The following is a 26,982-nucleotide window of genomic DNA, read 5'->3' as shown; positions in this document are numbered from 1 at the left end:
TTCGCTAGTTCTGCGCATTCTGCTCACGCCCGGCGCGGTGGTCTATGCTGCGCCAATGGCCACTGAGGGCGCGCGGGCCGTGCGATTGAGGACGCAGGTTCTGCTGTTGCAGATCGTGGTGGTCACCCTCACCCTCGGCGTCGCCTTCGCGGTTTTCGGCTACCTCAGCGATCAGCGGCTGCGCGACGGATACGGGCAGCGGGCACTGGCGATCGCGCGCACCGTCGCCGCCGACCCCGCGGTGCGCGACGAGGTGACCAGGTATGCGCCCGGTGCGATCAGCGCCGACCCGATGCTGCGTGCGCGGCTCGCCGCCGGGCCACTGGAACGGATCGCCGTCGACACGACGGAGCGGACCGGCGCCTTGTTCGTGGTGATCACCGACGACTCCGGGATCCGGCTGGCGCATCCGGACAAGACGCGGCTCACCGAGCATGTGAGCACCGATCCCTCCGGCGCGTTGGCCGGGCGCGAGGTGATCGCCGAGGAGCGCGGCACGCTCGGCGACTCGGTGCGGGCGAAAGTGCCTGTGCTCGGACCTGATTCGGCGCGCATCGTGGGCGCGGTGAGCGTCGGCATCTCCACCGAGGCGGTGCGCGATCAGTTGCTCGACGATTTGCGGACCGCTGGTTTGCTCGTCGGCGCCGCGCTGCTGGTGGGGATCGTGGGATCGATGCTGTTAGCGCGTCGTTGGCGCGGACTGACACTCGGACTGGAGCCAGCGGAACTCGCCGAGCTCGTGCGCGGCCAGGCGGCGGTACTGCACGGCATCGGGCGTGGCGTGCTCGCGGTCGATTCTTCTTGGCGCACAACGTTTGTCAACGACGAGGCGCGCAGGCTGCTCGGAATCGACGCGGAGATCGGACGACCGGTGGACGAGATCGGGCTCACGCCACGGGTACTGGAGGTTTTCCGCGGCCTCGACGAGCAGCCCGCGTCGGCGACGGTCGGTTCGCACATCGTCGTCGTCGCGGCGCGACCGGTACACCGGGACCGGCGTGATCTAGGTGCGGTGCTGACCGTGCGCGACCGGACCGACGTGGAGGCCTTGACCCGTCAGCTCGACGCGGTGCAGTCGATGAGCACGGTGCTGCGTGCGCAACGCCACGAGTTCTCCAACAAGATGCACCTGATCAGCGGGCTTTTGCACGGTGGGCGGACCGAGGAGGCGTCGCGGTCGATCGACGAGATGATCGGTGCGGGGCCGCTCGGGGCCGCCGCGCCCGGTATCGATGCCATCCACGACGCGTACCTTCAGGCGTTTCTCGCGGCGAAGGCCGCGCACGCGCGGGAGAGCGGCGTCGAACTGGTGCTCGGGCCGAACACCTGGGTGGACGGCAGCCTGGTCGATCCTGTCGATGTGACGACCGTGCTCGGCAATCTGCTCGACAACGCGATCGAGGCGGTGCGGGCCTCGGACAATCCGGTCAAGCAGGTGGAAGTCGAACTGGTGCAGGAAGACTCGACGCTGCACATCGTGGTGGCCGACAGCGGCGACGGTGTCGCGCCGGAGCTGATCGATGTGCTGTTCACCGAGGGCACCTCCACCCGGGACAGCCGCGATGTGCCCGGCGGACGCGGTGTCGGTCTCGCGTTGATCCGCCAGATCGCCCGCACGCACGGCGGCGACGTCCGGCTGGCCAGTCCGCGCGGCGACGCTCCCCCGCTGACCGGCGCCGAATTCAATGCCCGCATTCCCGAAGTGCTCGTAGACAGCAAGGTGTCATGGCCCCCTCAGATTTGACTGTTCTCGTCGTCGACGACGACTTTCGTGTCGCCAACCTGCACGCCGGAATCGTCGATTCCATCGCGGGTTTCGCCGTCGCGGGGACGGCCAACACCTTGGCCGCGGCACGTGCTGTGCTCGCGGCGGGCCCGGTCGACCTGGCTCTCGTCGACGTCTACCTGCCCGACGGCTCCGGCATCGACTTCGTGCGCGAATTACGCTGTGACGCAATGGTGCTGACCGCATCCACGGACAGCACGGCGGTCCGCGCCGCGCTCTGCGCCGGTGCGCTCGCCTTCCTCGTCAAACCCTTCCCGCACACCGAACTCGCCGCCCGGCTGGCCGCCTACGCCCGCTACCGCCGCATCCTCGGCACCCCGCAGGTGGACAACGCCCGCGTCGACGCGGCCATCCAAGCCCTCCGCCCGACCACCACCGCAGGCTCCCCCGCCGCCGTCGCCTCGCCCACCAAAGACCTTGTCCTGCATTCGATCCTCGAAGCGGGCCACCCGCTCTCCGCCGCCGAGGTGGCCACCGCCATCGGCATCTCCCGCGCCACCGCCCAGCGCTACCTCGCCACCCTCGTCGGCACCGGCACCCTCCGCATGAGCCTGCGCTACGGCAGCACCGGCCGCCCGGAACAGGAGTACTCGGCGGTTGCCGGCCGGGCCAGAACCGAGTGAGGATCACGCGGGGAAACGGCGCGCCCAGGGTTCGTGGCCGAGGCGGGCGGCGTCGATCACCGTGCTCAGCAGGCGGTCTCTATGCGGTCGACGCCGTCGAGGCCGCGTTGGCGACCGCGAGGTATTCGATGACCTGATGCAGATCCGGGTACAGCCGGTGCGCGAGCCTGCGGGACTCCTCGGTCGGCTGCACCAGGTCGGGGACGACGATGCAGCGCAGGCCCGCGGCGCAGGCGGCGCGGAGGCCGTTGGTCGAATCCTCCAGTGCGAGTGTCGTTTCCACCTCGCCACCGAGGGCCGCCATCGCCTTGAGGTAGGGCTCGGGGTCGGGCTTGCCCTTGGTCACGTCCTGCCGGGTCACCACCACCTCGAACCGGTCCGCGATGCCGGCCAGCTGCAGGTGGTGGTCGGCGCGCTCCCGCGACGACGACGTCGCGATCGCCTTGGGCACGCCTTGGGCGTCCAACGCGTCGAGCAGCGCCACCGCGCCGGGCTTGGTGGTCAGCCTGCCGCCGTCGACGAGCCTGCGCAGATGGACCTCGTGCAGGTCGAAGTACTCCTCCAGCGGGAATCCCCGCCCGTAGGCGGCCGCGGCGAGCGTGCGGCAGCGGTCGGCGGGCACGCCGATCATGCTGCGACAGAACTCGGGTGCCATCTCGTAACCGAGCTCGGCGCCCGCGCTGACCAGCGACTCCATCGCCAGGCTCTCCGAGTCGATGAGCAACCCGTCCATATCGAAAACTACTGCGCGAACCGGGCTTTCGGCGTTCACCCGTTGCTCCCTTCCGACTGCGGCGCCAACCGGCGCCGGACCGTGGCCTCGACACCGTCGCGCGTTATCTCGGCCAGGGCGTCACCGACCTGCCGTTGCACGTTCTCCAGTTCCGGTAGCGTGCCGAAAATATCGGTGCGCTGCAAGAACGCCTGCGCACAGCGGTGCGGATCGGCGTCGACCAGCACCGCGAGCGAGTCTTCCCTCGGGTCGATCAGCTCCATCACCGCGCCGGGGGCGTGGCTGGCGGTGAACCACCGTATCCACGCCGCGATCAGCAGGGTCGCACCGGGGGTGGGTCTGCCTGCGGCGATGTTGTCGCGCAGGGCGTCGACGACCCTCGGCATCATTTTGTCCGAACCGTTGCGGCCGATCCTCGTCATGTCCTGGGCAATGGCCGGATTGCGGAAGCGACGCATCAAATCGTCTACGGTCCTACGCAATTCGGGCGTCGACAGGGCCAGCGTCGGCCCCTGTTCGTCCAGCATGAACTGCCGCGCCAGCGCCGCGAGCGCCGGATCGGCGGTCGCCTCGGCGATGGTGCGGTGGCCCGCGACGCCGCCGAGGTAGGCGAGCAGCATGTGCGTGCCGTTGAGCAGCCGTAGCTTGGCCAGCTCGTAATCCTTGACGTTGGCGACGAATTGGGCGCCGCCTAGTTCCCACTGCGGGCGCTCGCCGTCGAAATCCTCGATCGTCCAGGTCATGAACGGCTCGGCCGATACCGGCGCGAGGTCCTCGATGCCGCCGAGCCAGTTGCGGGCCACCGCGGCGTCGGTGGGCGCGGTCGGCTGCACGATGCGGTCGACCACGCTGTTCGGGAACTGCACGTGCCTGGCGATCCACTCGGCGAGATGATCGTCGCGCAGCAGCGCGAAATCGATGACGGCGCGGCGCAGGGTGCTGCCGTTCGCGCACAGGTTGTCGCAGCTGATGATCACCGGTGGGGTACTGCCCCGCCGACGGACCAGCTCGAGACCCTGCGCGAGCATGCCGATCGGCGTGATCGGCTTGGTCGGGAACCGGACATCGTGGCGGACGCCCGGGCAGTCCACCTCCAACCGGCCGGTGACCGGCGAGACGCAGTAGCCGCTCGCGGTGACGGTGAGCGTGACGATCTTGACCCGCGGGTCGGCGATGCGCTGCGGCACGCCGATCAGGTCGGTCGGGGCGTGCACCGCCTCGGTGATCGAGCCGACCACCTCCACCCGCGCCGCGCCGTCTTCGTGCAGCAGCGTGGTGTACAGGTGGTCCTGCGCCCGCAGCGCGTCGACCACCGTCGGGCGGTTGATCGCGACGGCGGTGATGCCCCAGCGCGGATCGCCGGTCTGGTTCATCGCGTGCTGGGTGGCCAGGGCCTGGTGCGCGCGGTGGAACGAGCCGCAGCCGAGGTGCAGGATCCCGGTGGTCAGGCTGCGCGGGGCAAAGTCCGGCCTGGCGACCGAGACGGGAAGACGGGTGAGCATGTCGGTGGACAGGCGCGGCACCACCTTGCCCGGTATCCGGGACGTCAATTCTGTCCGAGTTTTCTTCGCCGTAATCAGCGGCACACGCATGTGCGGCCTCCGTTGGGTCTACAGAAGGGGCGATATAGAACGCCTTATCAGCATTGACTAAGCGACATTTCAAACGTAGGTGAGGTTGCCCAGTATTTCGACAGCAAACCTCAGATCGAGCAACTGAAGGCACGTTGCAGCAGGTCACTGGATGTATTGCAAATATTCCGTAAAGCTCCACCTCAGGGCCCATGAATTGGCGGCAACTAGCGGGAAGGCGCATCGCCGGAATGCCTATTCGTGACCTCTGTCACGCAGAGTTATTTCCGTTTCGACCGTTAGGAAACGTTTTAAGATTGCTCACAGATTTGCTGAGTAATTGCCGAAATCCGCGCGGAGAATACGGCGTAAACACCGCCGCCACGGATCGGTGCGACCCCGAGATGTGCTGCGGCGGACCTATTTCCGAATGGAAGGATCTGCGTCTCTGCCGCCTCGTCGGGCGGTTCGGCAGGCGAGGTCGTAAGCAAGACTAAGGTTGCTTCGCAGTTGCCGACGGGCCGTAGTGAGGCAGCGGCCACCCGACGTCCATCCCAGTCGGCCGTCATCACGGCATCGGCCATCCCTGCCATGACGGATTCGCGCGGCCGCGCACGACAGTCACGGCCCCGCACGACAGTCAGCGACGCCCGCCCGGGGCATGGCCGGAATTCCTGGGACGATCCGCTAGCGTCGAGGCATGACGCTCCAGGTCGCTGTTCTCGGGTACGGGTTGGCCGGGTCGGTCTTCCACGCGCCGCTGATCGCCGCCGACCCCCGGATGCGGGTGGCGGTGGTGGTCACCTCGTCGGCCGAGCGGAAGGCGCAGGCCGAACGGGAACACCCCGGCGTGCGGGTGGTCGCCACCGCCGACGAGCTGTTCGCGGATCTCACCGGGATAGATCTCGTGGTCATTGCCACGCCCAACCGCACGCATGCTCCGCTGGCCGGGCAGGCGCTGGAGGCGGGCCTGCCGGTCGTGGTGGACAAGCCGTTCGCGGTGTCGGTCGCCGAGGCCGAGGATCTGGTCGAGCGGGCCGAGCAAGCCGGGCTTGCCCTGACCGTCTTTCAGAATCGTCGCTGGGACGGTGACTTCCTGACCGTGCGCGCCCTCGCCGAGGCGGGACGGCTCGGGCAGGTGCGCCGCTTCGAGTCCCGCTTCGAACGCTGGCGTCCGGTGCCGAAGGGCGGCTGGCGGGAGGTGGGCGACGCCGCCGACGGCGCGGGGTTGCTCTTCGATCTCGGCAGTCATCTGATCGATCAGGCGTTGACCCTGTTCGGTCCGGTGCGATCGGTGTACTGCGAGCTGGATCAGCGACGTGCGGGCGTGCAGACCGACGACGACGCCTTTCTCGCATTGACGCACGGCTCGGGCGTGCGATCTCACCTCTGGATGAGTGCCGTTGCGCCGCAGCTGGGTCCGCGGTTCCGGGTGCTCGGCTCGCAGGCGGGCTACGTCAGCTACGGCTTGGATCCGCAGGAGAGTGCGCTGCGCGCCGGTCGACGCCCGGACGATGGCAAGCCTTGGGGCACAGTCGAATCCGAGCACTGGGGCGTCTTCGGTGCCGAGCCCGCCGTAGAACCGGTGCCCACCATCGCGGGCGACTACCCGGCCTTCTACGCCGCACTGGCCGCCGCTCTGCTCGACGGCGGGCCCGTTCCCGTCGACCCGCGCGATGCCGTGGCCACCCTGCGCGTGCTGGAATCCGCGCGCCGTTCCGCCGCCGACGGCGAGGTTGTCACAGCGTGAATCGGCGGCAACCCTAAGGCTCGACCCCTCAGTATTTGGACTGGCGACGCGCCGCACGGATCGATAACGTCGTCACTCGGTGCCGGCTGCGTGTGAGCCGGCCGCTCGGCTGAGGAGGAGATCCCCATGGGTTCAACGATTTTCGCGGTGTTCCTGCCGCTGGCCCTGGCCTTGGTGATGTTCGGGCTCGGCTTGACCTTGGCCGTCGACGATTTCGCCAGGGTACTGCGCTATCCGAAAGCGGCGGTGATCGCGCTGCTCTGTCAGATGGTGCTGCTGCCCGCGGTCTGCCTCGGGCTGATCTATCTGTTCCGCCTCGAAGGGGCGCTCGCCGTGGGCATGCTGCTGCTCGCCGCGTCGCCGGGCGGCCCGTCGGCCAACCTGTTCAGCCACATCGCGGGCGGCAACGTGGCGCTGAACATCACGCTCACCGCGATCAATTCGGTGCTCGCGGTGTTCACCATGCCGCTGATCGTCGCCTTCGCGTTCAGCCGCTTCATGGACGGCGACGGGTCGTTCGGGCTGCGGCCGGACAAGTTCGCGCAGGTGTTCGCGATCGTGCTGGTGCCGGTGGCGATCGGCATGTGGGTGCACCGCCGGTTCACCGCGTGGGCCGAGCGGATGCGCGGAAACGTCAAGTTCCTCTCGATCGTGGTGCTCGCGCTGGTCGTGCTCGCCGCCGTGGCGAAGAACTTCAGCACACTCACCGAGAACATCGGCAAGCTCGCTTCGCTGAGCCTGCTGTTCGCCGTGATAAGCCTCGCCGTCGGGTATTTCGTGCCGAGGCTGTTCGGGGTCGATGCTGATCAGGCGATCGCCTCGGCCATGGAGATCGGCATCCACAACGGTGCCATCGCCATCGCCATCGCGAGTTCGGTGCTGCACAACGGTGCGATGGCGGTGCCTGGCGCGGTGTACGGCGTGCTCATGAACATCCCCGCCGCGATCGCGGCCTTCCTGCTGGCCAGGTATGTGCGGCACGAGCGTTCGGCGCCGCTGTCCAGCGCGACGGCCACGTAGCCGACACGGCGACGCGGGCCCGGCGAAATCGGGCAACTGAACCAGACAGCGCGGCAAGCGGTAGGTAACCTTTCGATGTTCGACATTCGAAGGGAGCCGCATCGCGATGCGACCGCTCGGCGCAGACGATCCCACTCGGATCGGCGACTACCGGCTACCCGGCGTGCTCGGCGCGGGCGGCATGGGCCGGGTGTATCTCGGGCGCAATGCCGGAGGGCGGACCGTCGCGGTCAAGGTGATCCGGCCGGACCTGATCGGCGACAACGAGTTTCGGGTGCGCTTCCGCCGTGAGGTGGCCGCGGCGCGCCGGGTCGGCGGGCGGTTCACCGCGCAGGTGCTCGACGCCGACGTCGATGCGAACCCGCCGTGGCTCGCGACGGGCTACGTGGCGGGTTTCTCGCTGACCGAGGCGGTCGAGGAGTACGGGCCGTTCACCGAGAGCGCACTGCTGGTGCTCGCGCACGGGCTGGCCGAGGCCTTGGTCGCCGTGCACGCGGCGGGGCTGGTGCACCGCGACCTCAAACCGTCCAACGTGCTGCTCGCCCTCGACGGGCCGAAGGTGATCGACTTCGGCATCGCGCGGGCGATCGAGGACAGCCAGCTCACCACCACCGGAAAGGTCATCGGCTCACCGGGATTCATGTGCCCGGAACAGGTGACCGGTAGCCCGGTCGGTCCGGCGAGCGATGTGTTCGCGCTCGGCGGCGTGCTGGTGTTCGCGGCCACCGGGCACGGGCCGTTCGGGGTCGGCGAGATGGTGCAGATGCTGTGGCGGGTGGTGTACGAGGAGCCCGAGCTCGACGGGGTACCCGGCCGGGTGCGGCCGCTGATCCAGGCCTGCCTCGCCAAGGACCCCGCCGCTCGGCCGACCCCGGAGCGGATCATCGCCGACCTGCACGCCCTCGGCGTTCCCGGCCGTGGCGGTTGGTTGCCCGGTCCGGCGCTGGAGGAGGTCAGCAGGCGCGCAGTGCAATTGCTTGATCTGGACTCCGGGCCGTTCGATGTGCCCGAGACGCTCGGCAAGACGGACGTGGATTCGGCGCGCGCCGCCGACACGGTGGCCCAGGCCTTTCTAGACCCGAATGTGCGGGCCGCCACGAGTCTTCCCGGGTTCGGGCAGGTGGAACTCGCCCCGCGCACGTGGCGGCAGGATGCCGCCGAGCCGCCAGGCGCAGCGGGTCCGCCGGACGCGCGGCAGCCCTCGGTCCGCCCCGCACCACGCCCCAAGCGTCGCGCCGCACTGATCGCCGCCGCGCTCGCCCTGTGCCTCGTCGTCGCCGTCGCCGCCTTCGTGATCACCAAACAGATCGCCCGCGGCCCCGGTGGGTCCGCCACCCAATCCACCGACTCCCCAGGCACTCCCGCCGCCGACGTCCCGGACGCGTTCCTCGGCGAATGGAAGGGCGTCGTCGAGGACAAACTCGGTAGCTACGACATCGTCCTGACGCTCAACGAGGGAGCGCTCGGCACCGAGATCGGCAGCTCCGCCAACACCGGAAATGTCGTCGGCCTGAAATGTGGCCGAGCCGAGACACTCACGGACGCGTCGCCGGACACCCTCACGCTGACCGCCAGGCTCACCGAGGACGGCGGCGGCTGCAACGACGAAGGGGCGACAACCACCGTCCGGCTCCAGCCCGACGGCACGTTGTCCTACACCACTCACGGGGTACTCGGCGACATGACGGGAACCCTCACCAAAACCTCGTGACCCGCTTGTGCTACGAGGTTGCTGACGGAGTGGCAGACTGCGAAACATGGATGATGTCTCATCGACCCCGACCATCACCTGTGCGGGACGCGTTCGGTCCCAGGCCGAGGCGCACCAGCGCGCGGGACGGCTGGCGGCCGCACTCGCCGAGGCGGGCGTGCGGCCAGGGAACCGCGTGGCGATCATGGTCCGCAACGACATCGAGTTTCTCGAGGTGTCGTTGGCCGTCGCGGCGTGCGGAGCGAACGCGGTGCCGATCAATACGCGCTGGCAGGTGCCCGAGGTCGCGCACGTGCTCGGCGACAGCAACGCCTGCCTGGTAGTCGCGCACACCGAGTTCATCGACATCATGGAACGTGCTGTGCCGCAGGAGGATACGGCCATCGTCGAGATCGCGATGCCGCGCGAGCTGCTCGCCGAGGCCGGCCTCGACGCGGCACTGGCCGAGCCGACCGGCAGGCATCCGACCCTGGAGCAGTGGATCGACAGCCACCCCGAGCCGCTGGGCCGCATCGAGGGCACACGCGACGATTCCACCGGATTGATCTACACGTCCGGCACCACCGGACGCCCCAAAGGCGTACTGCGCGAACGGATGACGCCGCACCAGTGGTTGACAATCGCGGGCAGCGCGGCCAAGCGGCTCGGGCTCACACCAGGCGGGCAAGCGGTGATCCCCGGACCGCTGTATCACGCCAGCCCGAACGGGATCGCGACGCTGGCGATGCGGGTGGGCACCAACCTCACCATCATGACGCGCTGGGATGCCGAACAGTTTCTGCGGCTGGTCGACGAGCGCCGCATCAATCAGGCCAAGGTCGTGCCGACCATGCTGTCCCGGCTGTTGTCGCTGCCCGAGGACGTGCGCAACCGCTACGACGTATCCAGCCTCACGCACATCATCCATTCGTCGGCGCCGTGCCCGCCGGCGGTGAAACGGGCCGCGATCGACTGGTTCGGGGAGGCGCTGATCGAGTACTACGGCTGCGCCGAGGCGGGCACGATTACCTGGATCTCCGCCGAGGAGTGGCTCGCGCACCCCGGTAGCGTCGGCCGTCCGGCCGACGGCGCGGCGGTGGTGGTCGTCGACGACACGGGGGCGCCGCTGCCCACGGGCGAGACCGGTCAGGTGTTCGTGCGCGGCGCCGATTACTGGCCGCGGTTCCGCTACCTCCACGACACCGACGAATCGGCGAGTCCGGTACCGGGTTTCCTCGCCGTCGGCGACCGCGGCTACCTGGACGACGAGGGGTTCCTCTATCTCACCGGGCGGTCCAGCGAGCTCATCATCTCCGGTGGGGTGAACATCTACCCCGCCGAGATCGAGAACGCGATCATGGCGCTCGACGGCGTCGAGGATGTCGCGGTGTTCGGCATCCCGCACGCGGGTGATCTCGGCGAAGCCGTTGCCGCGCAAGTCGTTCCGCGTCCCGGTGCGGAGCTCACCGAGGAAGGCATCCGCGCCGCGCTTGTCGGGCAGCTCGCCTCCTACAAGGTGCCGACGGTGCTGCGGATCGTGGCCGAGCTCCCCCGCGACGATGCCGGGAAGATCTCCAAGCGCCGGCTCCAGGCCGAGATGTCGGCCGCTGGTTGAGGCGCGCCCGGTGCGCCGGTAACCGTTAGAGTGCGGCGGTGGACAGAGCCGAATGGGTCGAGCGTGGCACCTCCATCGTCGACCGCCTGACGACAACCCAGACCCAGCCGCCGTGGTGGTTGGTGGCAGGCGCCGGGGTGGTGGCGCTCGTACTGGTCGGATACACCCCGCTGTGGCGGTTCACCCGCAATATCGTGACCATCGCGCACGAGGGCGGGCACGCGCTGGTCGCGTTGCTCACCGGGCGCAGGCTCAACAGCATCCGACTGCATTCGGACACTTCGGGTCTCACCGTGTCGAGCGGAAAACCCTACGGGCTCGGCATGATTCTCACGACGATGGCGGGCTACCCCGCGCCGCCGCTGCTCGGACTCGGGTTCGCCGCGCTGCTCGGCGCGAGCCGGATCACGCTGATGCTCTGGACCGCCATCGCGCTGCTGGCCGGGGTGTTGATCATGACGCGCAATATCTACGGCATGCTGACCGTGTTCGCGGTCGGCGCGACCGTGTTCGCCGTGTCCTGGTTCGGCACCGACACGCTCCAGGCGGGCTTCGCCTACCTCGGCGCCTGGTTCCTGCTGCTCGCAGGCGCGCGCCCGGTGCTCGAACTGCAGCGCGGACGCTCTCGGCAGCTGCGCAGCCGCTACCAGCAGGACGTGGCCTCCGACGCCGACCAGCTCGCCCGGCTCACCCACCTGCCCGGCCTGCTGTGGGTCGGGCTGTTCGGTGTGGTCGCGGTGGGTTCGTTGCTCATCGGCGCGGGGCTGCTGATCTCCGATATCTCCGGGGTGTGTCTGCCGAGTCTCTCGGGCGGGACCTGCACGTGACCGGTTTCCGGATTGCGGTGGTAGCCGCGTTGCTGCTCGGCTGCGCAACTCTGTTCGGCGCGGGCCAGGCCACCGCGGTCGACACAGCGTGCGGCACTCCGTTGTCGCCTGCCGAAAGCTCCTCGATCGTCGACCTTTCCGATACCAGTTCGCTCACCGGTTCGTCGTTGGGGCAGCTGGAACAGGCCGTCGAACAGCATCGGCAGCTCACCGAGATCCTCGTTCGGCACCGCGATCTGCGGGGCGTCTTCGCGCTGGGACTCGATGCGGTGGAACAGGCTGCGGTCATGCCGTTGCAGCGCGATCCGACCGCCTTCGCCGATCCCGAATGGGCGCACCGGATCAGCCTCGATCTGCTGTCGCGGTTCCTGCGCAACGTGCATGCCGAATTCACCGGCGCGCCCGCTGATCCGCAGTGGTCCCACTACTTCAGCCTCGCTCGCCGCTGCGACCTGTCCCCCGCGCGGGTGGCGATGGCCGGGTACAACGCGCACCTCTCCGTCGACCTCTCCTACACGGTGGCTGCGGTCGGCAGCACGCCCGCGAACGCGCCCGACTACTTCAAGCTCGTCGACTCGATCGCGCAGCAGGGCTCGTTGATCATCGAATCGACCAAGGAGATCTATCACGGCGATCTCGGACCGCTGTGGCGGTTCTACTTCGTCGGTGAAGGGCTCGACCAGGTATTCGGCGCGGGTGTGGCCACGCCGCAGCTGCTGCGACTGGCCGATGCGAGTGCCAACGTGGTGATCTTCGGGAACGGACTCGCCTTGGCCGACCCCGTTCTCGCGACCGCGGCGCGCGTCGAGATCGACGCGCTGTGGCGCAGCGCCGACGTGGCCTTCGAGGTGCTCGCTCGAGTCGGTGGGCTCTAGCGGGTTTAGCTTCGCGTTTTCGCGGCACGCCTACTCCTGGGACGAATGAAAGGAGTAGTCGGCATGTCGGACGAATTGAATGGGACGCGCGTACTGATCATCACGTCGAACACGGGTGTAGAGCGCGATGAGCTGCTGGTACCGCAGCGGGAGCTGAAAGAAAAGGGTGCCACCGTCGTGCATGCCGCGCCCAAGAACGAGCAGGTGCAGACGTTCGAGCACGACACCGAGAAAGACGTCACCGTGCAGCCGGACTCGGCGTTCGACGACGTCGAGGTCGATGACTACGACGTGCTGGTGGTGCCCGGCGGCACGGTCAACGCCGACAAGTTACGTGCCGAAGACCGCGCGGTCGAACTGGCCAAGGGGTTCGCGGCCGCGGGCAAGCCGATCGCCGCAATCTGTCACGGGCCGTGGTTGCTCGTCGAGGCCGAGCTCACGCCGGACAAGACGATGACCTCGTACTTCTCGCTGCGCACGGATGTGAACAACGCCGGTGGACGGTGGGTCGATCAACCGGTGGTGCGTTCGGCGGAGAACGGTTGGGCGTTGATCACCTCGCGCAACCCCGACGACCTCCCCGACTTCTGCGGGGCGATTGCCCAGGAGTTGACGGCGAAGGCGTAGCGCGCGGGTCGCGGCGTCACCCGCCCAGCGCCGCCGACGTTTCGCGGGCCAGCTCGGCCGGATCCTCGGTCGCGTCGACCGTGCTGCCGCGCTCGTCGTCGGCCAGCGGCTCGAGGGCGGCGAGCTGGGAGTCGAGCAGGCTCGACGGCATGAAATGTCCGGTGCGGTCGGCCATTCGGCGCGCGAGTTCCTCGCGGGGCGCGGCCAGATGCAGGAAGAACGCGGTGGGTGCGGCCGCGCGCAGCCGGTCACGGTAGACGCGTTTGAGTGCCGAGCAGCTGATGACGCCGCCTCGGTCGCCGCGTTCGGCCAGCCACGCGGCGACCGCGTCCAGCCAGGGCCACCGGTCGGCGTCGTCCAGTGGGATGCCGGCCGCCATCTTCGCGACGTTCGCCTCGGGATGGAAGTCGTCGCCCTCGGCGTACTCGACGCCCAGTTCGGCGGCCACCGCGCGGCCGACCGTCGACTTGCCGGATCCCGACACCCCCATCACCACGACGAGAGGCAGGTCTCGCTCCGGCACATCGGCTCCTTTGCTAGTTGCGCACCGTGGTACGCCATGTCCGAACCGACATTAGCGTGGGCGTGACCGGTCTGGTCGGGCACGTCGGTACTGATAGAGCTTCAGCGAGGCATCATCGCGTTGCCGCGGCGATCAGTTCGGCGATCGTGCGGCGGGTGTCGTCATCCACCGGCAGCAGCGGCGGTCTCGGGTCGCCTGCGTCGATGCCCAGCGAACGCAGCCCCGCTTTGACGGTTCTCGGTAGTCCGTCGCGGGTCAATGCGGTGAGCAACGGCTCGAGCCGATCGAAAAGCTTTGCTGCCGAATCCGTTTCGCCAGCCCGCAACAACCGCCACACCTCGGTGATCTGCTCGGGCACCAAACATGCTGCCGCCGTGCACCATCCCGCCGCACCGGCGCCGAACGCCTGCAGCGCGAGCCGGTTACTGCCGTTGAAGAACGGCACGCTCGCCCCACCGAGTTCCGCGATCCGGCGCATCCGCGCGATGTCACCGCTGGACTCCTTGATCATCGTGATGTTGTCCACGCCCGCAACGAGATCCACCAGGAACTCCGGCGACATGTCGATGCCGCTGGTGCCGGGATTGTTGTACGCCATGACCGGCAGCGCCACCGCATCGGCTACCGCGGTGAAGTGCCTGCGCAGTTCGTTGTCGGTCAACCGCCAGTACGCGACCGGCAACATCATCAGCGCCGTGGCGCCCAGCCGTTCGGCGAGCCGGGCGCGGGCGATCGTTCCCGCCGTGGTCAACTCCGACACCCCGACCACCGTCGGCACCCGCCCGTCGACCTGCTCCACACAGATCGATGCGACCGCCGCCCACTCCTGGTCGTCGAGGTAGGCGCTCTCCCCCGTACTGCCCAGCGGCGCAACGGCATCCACTCCCGCCTCGACCAGGCGATCCACCAGCGCCCGCAGCACTGGCTCATCGACCTTGCCGCTGTCCGCACTGAACGGCGTCACCGGATACGCCACGATTCCCGAAACAGACTCGCTCATCGACACTCTCTCCAATCCTCGCCCTCATCATCGCCCCACCGCCCCCGGCCGTACCGGATGGAAACGTCCTCGGGCACCATGGTGATCATGGACTTGCGCATCTTCACCGAGCCGCAGCAGGGTGCGAGCTACGACACGTTGCTCACCGTGGCCAAAGCCACCGAGGACCTGGGATTCGACGCGTTCTTCCGGTCCGACCACTACGCCGCGATGGGCGGCGCGGATGGCCTGCCCGGCCCCACCGACGCCTGGATCACCCTCGCCGGGCTGGCCAGGGAGACCAAGCGGATCCGCTTGGGCACGCTGGTGACCGCCGCGACCTTCCGCCTGCCGGGGCCGCTGGCGATCCAGGTGGCCCAGGTGGATCAGATGTCGGGCGGCCGGGTGGAGCTCGGGCTCGGCAGCGGCTGGTTCGCCGAGGAACACGCCGCCTACGGAATCCCGTTCCCCGCAGACAAATTCGCCAGATTCGAGGAGCAGCTCGCGATCATCACCGGCCTGTGGTCGACCAAGCCGGGTGACAAGTTCGACTTCGACGGCGAGCACTACCAGCTGACCAACTCCCCCGCGCTGCCGAAGCCGGTGCAGGATCCCGTGCCGGTGCTGATCGGCGGCCACGGCGCGACTCGCACGCCGCGGTTGGCCGCGCAGTACGCGACCGAGTTCAACATGCCGTTCTCCTCCCTCGAGGACAGCGCCGCCCAGTTCGGCCGCGTCCGTGCGGCCGCCGAGGCGCGCGGACGCCGGGCCGACGACCTGGTCTACTCGAACGCGCTCGTCGCCTGCGTCGGCGCCGACGATGCCGAGGTGGCGCGGCGGGCCGCGGCGATCGGGCGCGAGGTGGACGAACTGAAGACCAACGGGCTGGCCGGTTCGCCCGCCGAGGTGGTCGACAAGATCGGCCGGTACGCCGAGATCGGCACCCAGCGGATCTACCTGCAGATTCTGGACCTCACCGACCTCGACCATCTCGAACTGATCGCCGAACAGGTCCAGGCCCAGCTCTGACCCCGGCGGGAATCGGACACCCCATGGAGACCGGACAGCCGAGCCGGACGGCCCTCGCCACCGCGCACGCCCGCGCCTACCACCAGATCGCACCCGAGCCGCGGGTGCTCACCGACCCGTTGGCGGCGGCGATCGCCGGTGTGCGTGCCGAGGAACTGAGCGAGGCGGCAATCGCCGCGCCCGGCGAATCGAGTGCTGATGCCGGGCTGCCACGGCTACGCCGACTGTGGGTGGCGGGGCGGTCCCGCTCGGCCGAGGACACCATCGCCGACGCGGCGGCGGATGGGGTACGGCAGGCGGTGATCCTCGGAGCCGGCTTGGACACCTTCGCCTACCGCAACCCGCATGCCGGGCTACGCGTGTTCGAGGTCGACCATCCCGCGACGCAGGCGTGGAAGCGCGAACGGTTGGCGCAGGCGGGGATCGAGGCCCCTGCTTCGCTCACCTTCGCGCCGGTCGACTTCGAAACCGCCACGCTCGCCGACGGTTTGGCGGCAGCGGGCTTCGCACGCGACGAGCCGGCGGTGTTCGTCTGGCTCGGCGTGGTGATGTATCTGGCCCGCGACACCGTCCGGGCGACGCTGCGCTATCTCGGGGACCAAGCGCCACCGGTGCGCTTGGTCGCCGACTACCTCTGCCCGCCGTCGGCCGCCGCACCCGAGTATCGGGCGGCGCTCGAGGCCAGGGCGGAACGCGTCGCGGCCCTGGGCGAGCCGTGGCGGAGTTACTTCACCGCCGCCGAGATGACGACGGAACTGCGTGCCGCAGGCTTCACCGAGGTGGACGACCACAACGCACCAGACCTGCTCGCGGACTACGTCGGCCGAGCCGAGCTCGGCCCGGACCCCGAGCTATTGCACGCCCGTATCGTCCGCGCCATCCGCAGCTGAGCAGTGCGCGAGGGCGCCTGGTCGCTCATCGGTCAGGTGACGAAGCCGCGAATCGGCAAGGGCTCGGGTGGCAGTCCACTACGCCGCGGCGCCGGCAATGAGTTCGCTGAGGGCTTCGGGCGCACCGAGCATGGCCGCGTGACCGGTGGGGACCTCGATGGTGGTTGCGTTCATGCGGGCGGCCATGAAGCGTTGGCCTTCGATGGGAATCATCTGGTCGCGGGTGGCCAGGGCGTAGTGGCTCGGCAGGAACTTCCAGGCGGGTGAGCCGGCCGGCTCGAGCATGGCGGCCAAGGCCAGCGGGCGCTGGGTCGCGGCGAGTACCGCAGCGGTGCCGGGGTCGGTATCGGGTGCGAAGACGGTGTGGAAATGCGCCGGGTCGATGGTGAGTTCGATGTTGGGCGGGCCTTGCGGGTCGGGGCCGGGCAGCGGGCGGGCCTGGGTGATGTGCTGGGCCGCGCCGCCGAACTTCTCATCGAGCGCTGCGGCGGTCTCTCCCTCGTCGGGGGCGAAAGCGGCGAGGTAGACCAAGCCGGTGACCGACTCGACACCGGTGGCGGCCTCGGTGATGACCGCCCCACCGTAGGAGTGACCCACCAGCACTATCGGGCCCTCGACAGCGTCCAGCACGGATCGCAGGTAGTCGGCGTCGTGGCGTAGGCCGCGCAGCGGGTTGGCGGCGGCGAGCACGGTGTGGCCACGGCGAATCAGGTTGGCGGCGATGGAGTTCCAGCTGCTGGTGGCATCGGCGAAGGCACCGTGGACGAGAACGATGGTTGGTTTGCGCATGGGAAGTAGCCCTCTTCTAGGGATGAAACGGGGAAGGGATTCGCGGGACTTCTCGCCACAGATGTTTATGTTGTTAACATAAGGATCAATGGGAACACTGTCAACATTTGAAGGTAGGGTGCGTGCACATGGCAGCATCGGCGCGAAAGGGTTATCACCACGGGGATTTGTCGAATGCGTTGGTGGAGGCGGCGATCGAACTGGCGCGCGAGGGCGGGCCGGAGGCGATCGTGTTACGTGAGGCCGCGCGGCGCGTTGGCGTCTCGGCAACCTCGGCGTATCGGCACTTCACGAACCACCATGACCTGATCCTCGCGGTGAAAGCCTATGCGCAGCAAGAGCTTACGCGAGCGATGGCGACCGAGCCGGTGGCTTCCGAGACCGATGCGGGCGCGCGGGCGCTAGCGCGGTTGCACGCGCTGGGCCGAGGGTATGTGCGCTTCGCCCAGACCGAGTCGGGGTGGTTCCGGGCCGCGTTTACCCGCGAGGTTCCGACCGCCGTGTCCTCGGAGTCGTTCCGATTGCTGTCGGATGCGCTCGATGGGCTGGTGGCCGCCGGAGTATTGCCTGCGGCGCGGCGGGCCGGTGCCGAGACGCCGGTATGGGCGACTATTCACGGGATCGCCACGCTTCTGGTCGACGGCCCGCTGGCTTCGCTGCCCGCAAGCGAGCAGACGGAGACCGTAATGCGGACCCAGGAGTTCATCACCCGCGCACTCATGGGATAGCCCGGCGATCGGGTCAGTGGCGGCGGTCGCGGTGACGTTCACGGCGGCGCAGCTCGCCCTCGTCGAGGCTGCGCGCACCCTGCGGATCGGTGATGAGCACGCCGCCCCAGACGACCCGACCCGTCACCTGCAGCAGCGGCCTGCCGGGGTCCCCGCGATGCTCCCCGGCGACGGTGACTCCGGCACCGTTGGCGGCGAGCTCGTTCGCATCGACCGCCCAGTCCGCGGGCACGATCAGGGTCACCTTGCCCGCCTGGCAGCTCACCCGGACCTCAACCTGCCGATGCGGGCAGTCGGCGGCGGTGAAGTCCAGCAGGACCGAGCCCATGGTCGAGGTCACGCTGATCGAATCCGGGACCTGCCAGCGGCCGGTACGCGAGACCGAACCCCACATGGTGGTCAGCGTCAGCGGCGGAATAGTGGACATGAAAAGCTCCTTGTCGAACTGGTTGCACTACAAAGGAATTGGCGATTCACGCGGTTTGCATGCCGCGTTCATGGGCACTGATCCGGGCCCGGCCGGAGCGGTCGTAGAAGCTGGTGAGCGCAATCCCGGCCGCCAGTCCGGCCACCAGCCACACCGTGACGGCGAGCACGCTGCGGGTCAATGTCGTTGCGGGCGTGTCGAACACGAGGTCCCGGACACCGTCGGTGATGTAGCGCATGGGCAGCACCTCACCCAGCCAGCGGAACGGCGCGGGCAACAGCTCGGGTGGGTAGGCGCCGCCCGAGGACGGCACCCCGAATACCACCAGCAGCACCGTCGCCAGCAGTGCTCCCGGCGAACCGAACACCGCGAGCAGCACCAGCGGCAGCACGCCGGCCGTCGCCACGGCCAGTACCGAGAACGCCCACAAACCCAGTGGTGCGACGGTCGGCATGCCGAGCCCGATCACCGCGACGGCTTCGATCACCGAGGCCGCGACCACCGCACAACCCGACATCAGCGCGGTCTTGGCGAGCAAGGTCTGCACCCGCCCGATCGGCAACGGGGCGTGGGTGGCCCGGGTGTGCAGAAACTCTCGCGGCGTGAAGCCCAGCACCCCGTCGACGCCGGAGTGCAGCAGCTGCGCGATGAGGAATCCGGTCAGGATCAGCACCAATGTGTAGTAGAAGGCCGCCATTCCGCCTGCGGTGTGTGCGGGCGCGGGAGCCAGCGGCACAGTCACCACGGTGAGCGGATTCGCCAAAAGCACTCGCGCCGGGCCTGATTCGGCAACGCCGCCCGCAGGCAGCTTGGCGACGAGTTCGGTCCCCGTGGCTCGCGACAGCTGTGCCAGCACCTGCTGGGCCACCCCTGTCGCCGTGCCTGTCGCCGCGGGGCCCGCGATCGGATTGGTCAACAGCGTGACCGTGACGGGCGCTGACGGCTGATTCGGATCGGTCGAAGCCGCAAGGCGCGCACTGAAATCCGCCGGAACGATCACCGCGGCGTAACCCTCGCCGAGCGAGAGCAACCGCCGGGCCTCGTCCTCGCTACCGGCGAAGATCCACTGCGCCGCAGCCGAAGCAGGCCCGGACCGCACCTGCTCGGTGAGAACCGCTGCGGCCGAACCATTCCCGGCCGCAGCATCGGCGTCGACCCACACGATCGGGATCCGGCTTGCGGGTGCATCGGTGTCCAGCACGCCACCCAGATAACCCAACGACAACACCAAACCCAGCACCGCACCGAACACGGTGAACACCCAAATCTTCGGACTACGCAACAACGCCGTGGCACGCATCGTGATCCCACTTCTCCTCGATCAGCGCTCGCGGGAAGCGGGCAGGTCCGGCCCGGTCCGCCGAGCGATGCGAACACCGTCAACATAACGGACCATGTGAACGGCGTCAACATGTAGCAAACCCGTGCTATGCGGCCATGTTGTCGGCGGCTACAAAGTAGTCAACAACTACACTTCGGGCCATGACAGAGAGCCCCGGCCGATGAGCTTCCGTTCGCGCTCTTATCACCACGGCGACCTGCGCGCGACGCTGCTACAGCGGGCCGAGGTGACGCTGCGCGAATCCGGGGTCGATGGGCTGTCGTTGCGGCAGCTCGCCCGGGATGCCGGGGTCAGTCACGCGGCGCCGAGTCGGCACTTCCGGGACAAGCAGGCGCTGCTCGACGCGCTGGCGTTGAGCGGCTTCGAGCGGCTCGCGCAGGTCTACCAGGGTGCGGCGGGGACGGGGACGTTCGCGGAGCGGCTGCATGCGATAGCGCGGGCTTATCTGTCGTTCGCGATCGAGAATCCGGAGTTGCTCGCGGTGATGTTCGCGCGCAAGCACAGTCCCGATTCCGGCGCGGAGATGACTGCCGCGGTGGCTCAGGCTTTCGCGGTGCCGATGGCGACGATTGCCGAAGGGCAGGCGCGTGGGGAGGTCGCGGCCGGTGATCCGATGCGGATCGGCCTACCCGCCGTCGCGGCGCTGCAAGGTCTCGCCACGTTCGTCGGCTCGGGATTCCTTGGCGCGGAGAATGTGGACGAACTGCTGACCGACACCATCGCCCAACTCATGGCCGGGCTGCGACCTCGCGACTGACGTCTCGCAGCCCGCTGCGGGTCAGACGGTGGACGGCACCCTGGTCAGCTGCTCGGATACTTCCCACAACCGACGTGCCATTTGGATGTCGCTCGCCGCGGCGGTCCGCCCGACCAGGGTAGGGTGGCCGCGGTATTCGAACAGGCCGTCGGGCCCGACGTAACTCGCAGGCGGCAGATCCTGACTGGCGGCGTAGAGGATGGGTAGCGCGCCGGTGGCCGCGTCCTGGGCCAGCAGTTTGTTGCCGAGGTGCATGACGCCGCCGAGCAGTCGGTTGCCCGAGTGGCTCTGCAGGTTCGTCGCGGCCCAACCGGGGTGTGCGCTGTGCGCGCGGAGCGATCCGGCAGCCGTCAGCCGGCGCTGCAGTTCGAGGGTGAACAGGAGATTGGCGAGTTTTGACTGGGCATACGCGCCCGCCGCGCTGTAGTGCCGGGTTTCCCAGTTGAGGTCGTCCAGGTCGATGGTGCCGCGCCGGTGGGCCTGCGAGGACACGGTGACCACGCGGTCGGTGGTATGCGGCAACAGCAGGTTCGTCAGCGCGAAGTGGCCCAAATGGTTTGTGCCGAACTGACTTTCGAATCCGTCCTTCGTCCGCCCCTCGGGGACGAGCATGATGCCCGCGTTGTTCACCAGGACGTCGATATCGCCGGTCCATTCGTCGACGAAGCGCCGGATCGAGGCCAGGTCGGCGAGGTCGAGGGCGCGGACTTCGGTGTCGCCCGCGATCTGCTCGGCCACCTTGCGGCCGCGCGCGACATCGCGCACGGCCAGCACGACATGGGCGCCCACGCGCGCGAGTTCCCGCGTGACCACCAGGCCGAGCCCGCTGTTGGCGCCGGTGACGACGACTCGGCGCCCAGCGAAGGAAGGTAGATCGCTCGATGTCCATCTGGTATCGGTCATACTCGCCAATGTAGGCGTTGCCTACAAAGTAGTCAACGCCTACATTTACTACGAGCTCCGGCTAACCGCCGTCGTCACCCCAGTGGCCTGTTGGTCGGCAGGTTCACGAAGCTCGGCGCAGCCGGATCCAGGTGCAGGGACTGCGGTTTGAGTTCGGTGTTGTTGAGCATGGGCCGGAAAGGCAGGCCCTTGGGCGAGTTTCCGGCGAAGACGTCTACGCGTAGTCGATGTCCGGGCTGGAGCACGGCTTGGATCGGGATGACCGCGATGTCGAGGGCGACGGGTTCGCCGGGCACCACCGGCAGCAGGGTGTCGAGGGTGATCGGGTTGTAGGGGGCGGTGTAGTCGCCGTTGGGTGAGCGGGTGCTCTTCGCCTCGTCCACGGCACGCATCGACGCAGTGAGCTGTCCGGTGCTCAGTACGGTCGAAGTCCCCTCCGGGGCAACGTCGTTCACGGTGACCGCCCAGTATCCGTCGGACGCGTCGTGCACGGTGTTCAGGTGCACGTTGATCGGGCCGGAGAGGGTGGTCCGTTCGGTGACCGGCGCGCTGGTGAAGGTCAGCGCGTTGCGTTCGGCGATGCGAGAGTCCTTGGCGCACATGTCCAATACCGCGGTGATGCCCGCGGCACCCTGGGCGGTGTCGCGTGAGCAGACCGCGGTGAGGCCGGGTGCGACGGTGAGCGTGCGCGGTGCGTCGGGCTTTGTGGCGGACAGGGATCCGTCGTGCACGCTTTCGGCTGTGCCGCTGGGCGCCGCGGACAGGTAGACCCTTCGATGCGTCACATCGGTCTGGGGGAACTGTTTCATGGTGACCCAGCCGCCGCCCTGCTCCCAGACGGTCACCGGGCCGAACCTGTCGATGCCGTGATCGATGTCCTTGAGCCACTTGTCGAACCAGACGCGCTGCAAGACGTCCAGTCGCGCGGGGGCGCCGGGCGCGCCGGTGCCCGCGCCGGGATTTGCGTGATAGGTATCGCCGACCAGCAGTCGCTTCTTCTCGGCAGGTAACGGAATCGCGTTGAAGAGTGTGGTGGCACTGTTGGCGAAGATGTCGTGCCAGCCGCCATAGACGAAGGTGGGCACCGTGATTCGTTCCGGATGGCCCAGAATGGCCTGCCGGAAGTCGCTGTCGTCGTCCAGCGCGGCCGCCAGCGTCTGCGGAATCTGGTCGAGCGACGGCGTGAGCAGCGCCTGGGTCAGCAGGTCGACGTTGGTGGACGGTTCGGCAAGGCGGTCGCTCAACCATCGCCAGTCGAAGGTGCCGTCGAGCATCGAGCGCACGTTCGGGATCAGCTTCGACTGGTTCACATTGCTCAACCAGAGCGGCAGGAAGGTGGTGCCGACACCGCCGCCGGGGGCGACGACATCACGCATCAGGTCACTACCCGGCTCGACCGGAAAGATGGCTTTCAGTGCGGGCGGGGCGTTTTCGGCCGCGCGGAGCTGGTTGATCCCGGCGTAGGAACCGCCGCTCATGCCGACCTTGCCGCTCGACCACCGCTGGGCCGCCGCCCAGTCGAGCACCTCGCGGGTGTCCTGCTGTTCGCGGGCGCCGAGGGTGTCCCAGGCGCCCTGAGAGAAGCCGGTGCCGCGCACGTCGGCGACGACCAGCGTGTAGCCGCTGCGAATCAGCTTGCGGTCGAGGCCGAGTACGGTCTGCACGGTGCCGCCGTCGAGCGCATGGAGCAGATCACCGAAGCCGCTGATCGGCGTCCCCGACAAATTCATCCGGCGCAGCGCGTCCAGCACGAGCGGCTGCAGGCCGGGCGCGACCAACGCCGAGTCGACCAGGTTCGCGATCAGTTTGGTGTACGGCGTGAGGTTCACGATGGTCGGCAGGGGCCGCTGTTCCACCACGCCGTTCGCGTCCATCGGGCGGTACACGTTCGCCTTGAGCACCACGCCGTCGCTCATCCGGATCGGCACATCCCAGTCGATGTGCACGTCGGCATACGGCTGCGGGCCGTCGTGTAGCGCCGTCCAGCGTTCGCTGTTGGTGCCGGGGTGTGCCGTAGCCGAGCTCGCCGCAAATCCGCCGCCAACCACTACCATCGATAGCACCGTTGCCAATCGAGCCGCGCGGACAAACCGTTGTGCCACTTGCTGCCCCGAAAGCATCCTTCTCCTCGACCGATGTGCCGCTTGTTGATTGGGCTCCGCAATACCGAGGCACAACATAGCAATCTGTTCGCAAATGTCCGGGAGGTACGGCCCGGCCGGTTTGTCGGATTGTCGCGCGGCCGCTATCCGGTTGTGCGATATCGCATTTGCCCGAATTCGAGGCGAAGATACCAAGCGGTTGGGTTTAAGAATGTCACCGTGCCGACAGTGCCGTGCGGCTCAGTCGCGCCGTTGCGCGCAAAGCCGCGCGGGGTGCTACGGCGGGGCTTACCTTGGTGGGCATGACGCCGCTGCAGCGCTATATCGCGGAAGAAATCGCCGCCGATCATGCCGACGGCCTCTTGAATCGCCGGGAGGCGCTGCGCCGCCTCGGCCTACTCGGTGTCGGAGTTCCCGCGGCGGCCGCCTTGCTCGCCGCCTGTTCGAGCGGGGACAACGAGCAAGCCGTCACCTCGCAACCGCCCTCCCCCACAACGACATCCGCACCGCCAGGGTCCGGTTCGGCGCGGCCGACCACGCCGATTACCTTCCCCGGCCCGGACAATCGTGAACTACAGGGAGCGTGGGCGGAGAGTCCGGAGCCTCGCGGTGGCGTATTGGTCATCCATGAGAACAAGGGCCTCACCGACCACATCCGTTCGGTGGCAGGGCGATTCGCCGGCGCCGGATACTCGGCGCTCGCCGTCGACCTGCTCTCGGCGCAGGGTGGCACCGCGACGTTCACCGATCCGGCGGCGGCGACCGCCGAGCTCAGCAAAACACCGCAGCAGCAGCTGCTCGCCGACCTGCGCGCCGGTCTCGACGAGCTCGGACGGCGGGTGCCTGGCAAGAAACTCGGCGCTACCGGGTTCTGCTTCGGCGGGGGCCTGGTCTGGCTCCTGCTGGCCGCCGGGCCGTCCGCCCTCGCGGCTGCCACCCCCTTCTACGGTCCCTTCCCCGACAACGGCGATCTCACCGCGTCGAAAGCCGCTGTGCTCGGGGTCTACGCGGCGAAAGATGCGCGCATCGATGCCACCCGCCCGGCCGCCACGGCCGCGCTGGAGCGGGCGGGCACGCCGCACGAGATCTGGGTCGCGCCGAATGCCGACCATGCGTTCTTCAACGACACCGGGCCCCGCTACGCGCAGGCCGCCGCCGAGGAGGCCTGGCGCCGCGTACTCGATTGGTACGGAACACATCTGGACTGACGGGTCGCGGACTCACCAGTTCAGGTAGTCGTGGATCGGCGCGGGATCTGTGGCGACGACGCCGATGTAACCGTCGGGGCGGATCAGCACCAGCGTGCCCGGCTCGGCTGGATCGATGTCGTAGTTGCGGAAGGCCGAACCGACGGTAGGCGTGGTGTCGTCACCGGCCACATCTGGCTCGAGCACATGGGCTCGGACTCTAACCCCCTGTGCACGAACGACTTCGGCTACCGACGCGGCGGTATCCGTGCCGAAGCCTAGCAGCGTGAAATGGGGACCCCGGAACAGATCGAACAGGCGGCCCTGTACGCATAGAGCGTCGGGCGCACGATCACCCGCCCGCACCGCGCCGGGGTTGTCACGCATATCCACGGCTAACGGTCCGCCACGGTAATCGAGCTTCAGCTGGAAGATGTCTGGGCTTCCCTCGCCCGGCTCCGGCGATCGGAAATTGCGGCGATGCGAGTGCGTCGTCACATCGAGGACCTGTGCCGCGATCGGGAACCGCTCGTCGTCGTAGGTATCGAGCAAACCGTCCGGAGCGCCCGACAGCACAGCCGCCAACTTCCAGCCCAGGTTGTAGGCATCCTGGATGCTGGTGTTCAACCCCTGCCCGCCGGCCGACGAATGCACGTGTGCGGCGTCGCCTGCCAGAAACACCCGGCCCACTCGGAAGCGGTCCACCATGCGGACATTCACGCGGTACACCGAGATCCAATCGAGGTCGAACAACCGGATATCCGATCGACCGGACCGCTCGTCGAGGATCTGCTGCACGGCCGACACCGTCAGCTCGGGCACCCCATCGGCGGTCATCGACGCGACGAACTGGTAGTAGTCGGTCCCCGGCATCGACCACAGCGAGAAGCGTTCCCGCACATCGCCGGTGGTCAGGATATGGCAGTAGGTGCCGGTCAGTCCCTCGGCCCTGACGTCGCCGATCAAGGTCCGCTCGGTCTCGAAGGTTTCGCCTTCGAAGCCGACGCCGAGCGTTTTGCGTACGAAACTGCCGCCGCCGTCCGCGCCGACCAGATATCGCGCGCGTACTCGCTCGAGTACGCCGTCACGGCGGAGCGTCGCCGTGACGCCCGCGTCGTCCTGGTCGAAATCGACCAGCTCCGTGCCCATTTCGATGCGACCGCCGAGTTCGAGCAGCCGGTCCCTGAGTACCTCGTCGGTGCGCCACTGCGGCAGCAGCCACGCGTCCGGATAGGGCACGCCTCGGCCACGGTCGAGCGGCGCGATCCCCAGCATGTCGTGCAGCGTCCGCGTCCACCGCACCTGTGTGCCCGCATACATGCGGAACGACGGGAACGGCGCCCCGGCCGCCAACACGGCGTCGAGCACACCGAGATCGTCGAAGACCTCCAACGTCCTCGGCTGTAGACCCTTTCCGCGCGAGCCGGCGAAGAGCGCAGCCGCCTTGTCCACCACCAGACACTCGATGCCACGCCGGGCCAAATCGCAGCCCAGCGTCAGCCCGGTGGGTCCGGCGCCAACGACCAGCACCGGCAGCTCCGTGGTCGTCATCTGTCTTCTTTCGTCACGAAAGTGCGGGTGAGGATCGGCAGCAGTAGCTCGTCGACCAAATCGGTCAGGAACGCTCGATCGAGCGGCTCGCCCAGAAACATCCGGCGCATGATCTGTCCCTCCGATACCTGATGTGCCAGTTCGGTTGGGGTGCCCTCGGGCAGTTCGCCGCGCGCGACGGCGCGTTCGACGATGGTGCGGAACGGGCCGAGGTCCTCGTCCGCGACGTGGGCGCGCAGCGCGTCGCCGAGTTCGGTATCCACGCGCATCGCGTGCATCAGGCCGGTCATCATGGTCACGTAGTGGTCGTCGACCTGCGCGGTCAACGCCACCAAGGCCGCGATCAGATCGCCGCGCACCGTCCCGGTGTCCGGTATCCGCGCGACATACGCCGCGTCGTGCGCGTCCATCGCCGCCCGCACCAGCGCGGGTTTTCCGGGCCACCGCCGGTAGATGGTCGCCTTGCTCGCCCTCGCCCGCGCCGCGACGGCATCCATTGTCATTGCCGCGTAACCGATTTCGCCGAGCAGCTCGACGGTGGCGGCGAGTATCGCCTGTTCGCGTTCCGCGCCCCTGACCACAGATCCTCCAAGTGAACGGTACGGTTTCGTTCTCTTCGAAGCTAGCGTAAAACCGCGACTCGGCACAAGGCCGACGG

General features: G+C 68.3%; 25 protein-coding genes. 14 read left to right on the top strand and 11 right to left on the bottom strand.

What is annotated here, in order from left to right; translation table 11 throughout:
• The first annotated feature begins 55 nt into the window (after nucleotides 1-55).
• Nucleotides 56-1,744, top strand: coding sequence for an ATP-binding protein (locus tag ACIHA7_RS36375; RefSeq protein ID WP_397296071.1), 1,689 nt, complete (start codon nucleotides 56-58; stop codon nucleotides 1,742-1,744).
• On the top strand, nucleotides 1,726-2,409 hold the full coding sequence (locus tag ACIHA7_RS36370) for a response regulator (RefSeq protein WP_397296069.1): 684 nt from the start codon (nucleotides 1,726-1,728) through the stop codon (nucleotides 2,407-2,409). The genes ACIHA7_RS36375 and ACIHA7_RS36370 overlap by 19 nt, the downstream gene beginning before the upstream one ends.
• A 79-nt stretch (nucleotides 2,410-2,488) precedes the next feature.
• Here the strand turns inward: ACIHA7_RS36370 and ACIHA7_RS36365 are convergent, their stop codons facing one another.
• Together ACIHA7_RS36365 and ACIHA7_RS36360 are read right to left on the bottom strand one after the other, a co-directional pair.
• Nucleotides 2,489-3,181, bottom strand: a complete 693-nt coding sequence (locus ACIHA7_RS36365; protein WP_397296067.1) for an HAD family hydrolase — start codon at nucleotides 3,179-3,181, stop codon at nucleotides 2,489-2,491.
• The gene (locus ACIHA7_RS36360; RefSeq protein ID WP_397296065.1) at nucleotides 3,178-4,734 is read right to left on the bottom strand and encodes a mannitol dehydrogenase family protein; all 1,557 of its coding nucleotides are present in this window, start codon (nucleotides 4,732-4,734) and stop codon (nucleotides 3,178-3,180) included. The genes ACIHA7_RS36365 and ACIHA7_RS36360 overlap by 4 nt, the downstream gene beginning before the upstream one ends.
• Before the next feature lie 679 nt (nucleotides 4,735-5,413).
• On the opposite strand from ACIHA7_RS36360, the gene ACIHA7_RS36355 reads away from it, so the two are divergent.
• From ACIHA7_RS36355 to ACIHA7_RS36325, 7 genes are all read left to right on the top strand, one after another.
• A complete protein-coding gene (locus tag ACIHA7_RS36355; protein WP_397296064.1) occupies nucleotides 5,414-6,463 on the top strand; it encodes a Gfo/Idh/MocA family oxidoreductase in 1,050 nt (349 codons plus the stop codon).
• A gap of 126 nt (nucleotides 6,464-6,589) precedes the next feature.
• Nucleotides 6,590-7,483, top strand: coding sequence for a bile acid:sodium symporter family protein (locus ACIHA7_RS36350; RefSeq protein WP_397296063.1), 894 nt, complete (start codon nucleotides 6,590-6,592; stop codon nucleotides 7,481-7,483).
• A 106-nt stretch (nucleotides 7,484-7,589) separates the two neighbouring features.
• Nucleotides 7,590-9,194 (top strand): serine/threonine-protein kinase, encoded by a 1,605-nt coding sequence (locus ACIHA7_RS36345; RefSeq protein ID WP_397296061.1) that lies wholly within the window; start codon nucleotides 7,590-7,592, stop codon nucleotides 9,192-9,194.
• A gap of 46 nt (nucleotides 9,195-9,240) precedes the next feature.
• Nucleotides 9,241-10,788 (top strand): AMP-binding protein, encoded by a 1,548-nt coding sequence (locus ACIHA7_RS36340; RefSeq protein WP_397296059.1) that lies wholly within the window; start codon nucleotides 9,241-9,243, stop codon nucleotides 10,786-10,788.
• A 38-nt stretch (nucleotides 10,789-10,826) separates the two neighbouring features.
• A complete protein-coding gene (locus ACIHA7_RS36335; protein ID WP_397296057.1) occupies nucleotides 10,827-11,615 on the top strand; it encodes a M50 family metallopeptidase in 789 nt (262 codons plus the stop codon).
• On the top strand, nucleotides 11,579-12,490 hold the full coding sequence (locus tag ACIHA7_RS36330) for a DUF5995 family protein (protein WP_397296055.1): 912 nt from the start codon (nucleotides 11,579-11,581) through the stop codon (nucleotides 12,488-12,490). The genes ACIHA7_RS36335 and ACIHA7_RS36330 overlap by 37 nt, the downstream gene beginning before the upstream one ends.
• A gap of 63 nt (nucleotides 12,491-12,553) precedes the next feature.
• Nucleotides 12,554-13,117 carry a DJ-1/PfpI/YhbO family deglycase/protease gene (locus ACIHA7_RS36325; protein ID WP_397296053.1) on the top strand — a complete coding sequence of 188 codons (564 nt, stop codon included), beginning with the start codon at nucleotides 12,554-12,556 and terminating at the stop codon, nucleotides 13,115-13,117.
• Nucleotides 13,118-13,133: 16 nt separating this feature from the next.
• Here ACIHA7_RS36325 and ACIHA7_RS36320 read toward each other — a convergent pair whose 3' ends face one another.
• A complete protein-coding gene (locus tag ACIHA7_RS36320) occupies nucleotides 13,134-13,607 on the bottom strand; it encodes a gluconokinase (protein WP_397296339.1) in 474 nt (157 codons plus the stop codon).
• A gap of 145 nt (nucleotides 13,608-13,752) precedes the next feature.
• Nucleotides 13,753-14,640, bottom strand: coding sequence for a dihydrodipicolinate synthase family protein (locus tag ACIHA7_RS36315; protein WP_397296052.1), 888 nt, complete (start codon nucleotides 14,638-14,640; stop codon nucleotides 13,753-13,755).
• An 87-nt stretch (nucleotides 14,641-14,727) separates the two neighbouring features.
• Between ACIHA7_RS36315 and ACIHA7_RS36310 the strand changes: the two genes are divergently transcribed.
• Both ACIHA7_RS36310 and ACIHA7_RS36305 read left to right on the top strand, forming a co-directional pair.
• A complete protein-coding gene (locus ACIHA7_RS36310) occupies nucleotides 14,728-15,648 on the top strand; it encodes an LLM class F420-dependent oxidoreductase (RefSeq protein WP_397296050.1) in 921 nt (306 codons plus the stop codon).
• A gap of 23 nt (nucleotides 15,649-15,671) precedes the next feature.
• Entirely contained in the window at nucleotides 15,672-16,538 is an 867-nt protein-coding gene (locus ACIHA7_RS36305; protein WP_397296048.1) for a class I SAM-dependent methyltransferase, read from the top strand.
• Nucleotides 16,539-16,616: 78 nt separating this feature from the next.
• On the opposite strand, the gene ACIHA7_RS36300 is transcribed toward ACIHA7_RS36305, so the two are convergent.
• Entirely contained in the window at nucleotides 16,617-17,327 is a 711-nt protein-coding gene (locus ACIHA7_RS36300; RefSeq protein WP_397296047.1) for an alpha/beta fold hydrolase, read from the bottom strand.
• A 128-nt stretch (nucleotides 17,328-17,455) separates the two neighbouring features.
• Between ACIHA7_RS36300 and ACIHA7_RS36295 the strand changes: the two genes are divergently transcribed.
• Nucleotides 17,456-18,055 (top strand): TetR/AcrR family transcriptional regulator, encoded by a 600-nt coding sequence (locus ACIHA7_RS36295; RefSeq protein WP_397296046.1) that lies wholly within the window; start codon nucleotides 17,456-17,458, stop codon nucleotides 18,053-18,055.
• 13 nt (nucleotides 18,056-18,068) lie between these two features.
• Here the strand turns inward: ACIHA7_RS36295 and ACIHA7_RS36290 are convergent, their stop codons facing one another.
• A complete protein-coding gene (locus tag ACIHA7_RS36290; RefSeq protein WP_397296044.1) occupies nucleotides 18,069-18,482 on the bottom strand; it encodes a hypothetical protein in 414 nt (137 codons plus the stop codon).
• Between the two features lie 46 nt (nucleotides 18,483-18,528).
• Nucleotides 18,529-19,782: a YhgE/Pip domain-containing protein gene (locus ACIHA7_RS36285; RefSeq protein ID WP_397296042.1), complete on the bottom strand. Its 1,254-nt coding sequence runs from the start codon at nucleotides 19,780-19,782 to the stop codon at nucleotides 18,529-18,531.
• A gap of 202 nt (nucleotides 19,783-19,984) precedes the next feature.
• Here ACIHA7_RS36285 and ACIHA7_RS36280 point away from each other — a divergent pair, with 202 nt between their 5' ends.
• Entirely contained in the window at nucleotides 19,985-20,581 is a 597-nt protein-coding gene (locus ACIHA7_RS36280; protein ID WP_397296040.1) for a TetR/AcrR family transcriptional regulator, read from the top strand.
• A gap of 21 nt (nucleotides 20,582-20,602) precedes the next feature.
• Here ACIHA7_RS36280 and ACIHA7_RS36275 read toward each other — a convergent pair whose 3' ends face one another.
• Nucleotides 20,603-21,484: an oxidoreductase gene (locus tag ACIHA7_RS36275; RefSeq protein WP_397296039.1), complete on the bottom strand. Its 882-nt coding sequence runs from the start codon at nucleotides 21,482-21,484 to the stop codon at nucleotides 20,603-20,605.
• Between the two features lie 74 nt (nucleotides 21,485-21,558).
• On the bottom strand, nucleotides 21,559-23,538 hold the full coding sequence (locus ACIHA7_RS36270) for a CocE/NonD family hydrolase (RefSeq protein WP_397296037.1): 1,980 nt from the start codon (nucleotides 23,536-23,538) through the stop codon (nucleotides 21,559-21,561).
• A gap of 350 nt (nucleotides 23,539-23,888) precedes the next feature.
• On the opposite strand from ACIHA7_RS36270, the gene ACIHA7_RS36265 reads away from it, so the two are divergent.
• Complete coding sequence (locus tag ACIHA7_RS36265; protein WP_397296036.1) at nucleotides 23,889-24,794, top strand: dienelactone hydrolase family protein; 906 nt, start codon at nucleotides 23,889-23,891, stop codon at nucleotides 24,792-24,794.
• Between the two features lie 12 nt (nucleotides 24,795-24,806).
• Here ACIHA7_RS36265 and ACIHA7_RS36260 read toward each other — a convergent pair whose 3' ends face one another.
• Nucleotides 24,807-26,309, bottom strand: a complete 1,503-nt coding sequence (locus ACIHA7_RS36260; RefSeq protein ID WP_397296337.1) for an FAD-dependent monooxygenase — start codon at nucleotides 26,307-26,309, stop codon at nucleotides 24,807-24,809.
• Nucleotides 26,310-26,320: 11 nt separating this feature from the next.
• Complete coding sequence (locus ACIHA7_RS36255) at nucleotides 26,321-26,905, bottom strand: TetR/AcrR family transcriptional regulator (protein WP_397296034.1); 585 nt, start codon at nucleotides 26,903-26,905, stop codon at nucleotides 26,321-26,323.
• Nucleotides 26,906-26,982: the final 77 nt, after the last annotated feature.

The organism is Nocardia sp. NPDC052316, assembly GCF_044547795.1.
In the GTDB taxonomy this organism is placed as follows: Bacteria; Actinomycetota; Actinomycetes; order Mycobacteriales; family Mycobacteriaceae; genus Nocardia.
This window is presented reverse-complemented; position numbering and strand designations above follow the sequence as displayed.

Coding starts and splice junctions, on each gene's coding strand:
- ACIHA7_RS36375 (WP_397296071.1), top strand. CDS start 56: ATGGCCACTGAGGGCGCGCGGGCCGTGCGATTGAGGACGCAGGTTCTG.
- ACIHA7_RS36370 (WP_397296069.1), top strand. CDS start 1,726: ATGGCCCCCTCAGATTTGACTGTTCTCGTCGTCGACGACGACTTTCGT.
- ACIHA7_RS36360 (WP_397296065.1), bottom strand. CDS start 4,734: ATGCGTGTGCCGCTGATTACGGCGAAGAAAACTCGGACAGAATTGACG.
- ACIHA7_RS36355 (WP_397296064.1), top strand. CDS start 5,414: ATGACGCTCCAGGTCGCTGTTCTCGGGTACGGGTTGGCCGGGTCGGTC.
- ACIHA7_RS36350 (WP_397296063.1), top strand. CDS start 6,590: ATGGGTTCAACGATTTTCGCGGTGTTCCTGCCGCTGGCCCTGGCCTTG.
- ACIHA7_RS36345 (WP_397296061.1), top strand. CDS start 7,590: ATGCGACCGCTCGGCGCAGACGATCCCACTCGGATCGGCGACTACCGG.
- ACIHA7_RS36340 (WP_397296059.1), top strand. CDS start 9,241: ATGGATGATGTCTCATCGACCCCGACCATCACCTGTGCGGGACGCGTT.
- ACIHA7_RS36325 (WP_397296053.1), top strand. CDS start 12,554: ATGTCGGACGAATTGAATGGGACGCGCGTACTGATCATCACGTCGAAC.
- ACIHA7_RS36320 (WP_397296339.1), bottom strand. CDS start 13,607: ATGGGGGTGTCGGGATCCGGCAAGTCGACGGTCGGCCGCGCGGTGGCC.
- ACIHA7_RS36315 (WP_397296052.1), bottom strand. CDS start 14,640: ATGAGCGAGTCTGTTTCGGGAATCGTGGCGTATCCGGTGACGCCGTTC.
- ACIHA7_RS36310 (WP_397296050.1), top strand. CDS start 14,728: ATGGACTTGCGCATCTTCACCGAGCCGCAGCAGGGTGCGAGCTACGAC.
- ACIHA7_RS36305 (WP_397296048.1), top strand. CDS start 15,672: ATGGAGACCGGACAGCCGAGCCGGACGGCCCTCGCCACCGCGCACGCC.
- ACIHA7_RS36300 (WP_397296047.1), bottom strand. CDS start 17,327: ATGCGCAAACCAACCATCGTTCTCGTCCACGGTGCCTTCGCCGATGCC.
- ACIHA7_RS36295 (WP_397296046.1), top strand. CDS start 17,456: ATGGCAGCATCGGCGCGAAAGGGTTATCACCACGGGGATTTGTCGAAT.
- ACIHA7_RS36290 (WP_397296044.1), bottom strand. CDS start 18,482: ATGTCCACTATTCCGCCGCTGACGCTGACCACCATGTGGGGTTCGGTC.
- ACIHA7_RS36285 (WP_397296042.1), bottom strand. CDS start 19,782: ATGCGTGCCACGGCGTTGTTGCGTAGTCCGAAGATTTGGGTGTTCACC.
- ACIHA7_RS36280 (WP_397296040.1), top strand. CDS start 19,985: ATGAGCTTCCGTTCGCGCTCTTATCACCACGGCGACCTGCGCGCGACG.
- ACIHA7_RS36275 (WP_397296039.1), bottom strand. CDS start 21,484: ATGACCGATACCAGATGGACATCGAGCGATCTACCTTCCTTCGCTGGG.
- ACIHA7_RS36270 (WP_397296037.1), bottom strand. CDS start 23,538: ATGGTAGTGGTTGGCGGCGGATTTGCGGCGAGCTCGGCTACGGCACAC.
- ACIHA7_RS36265 (WP_397296036.1), top strand. CDS start 23,889: ATGACGCCGCTGCAGCGCTATATCGCGGAAGAAATCGCCGCCGATCAT.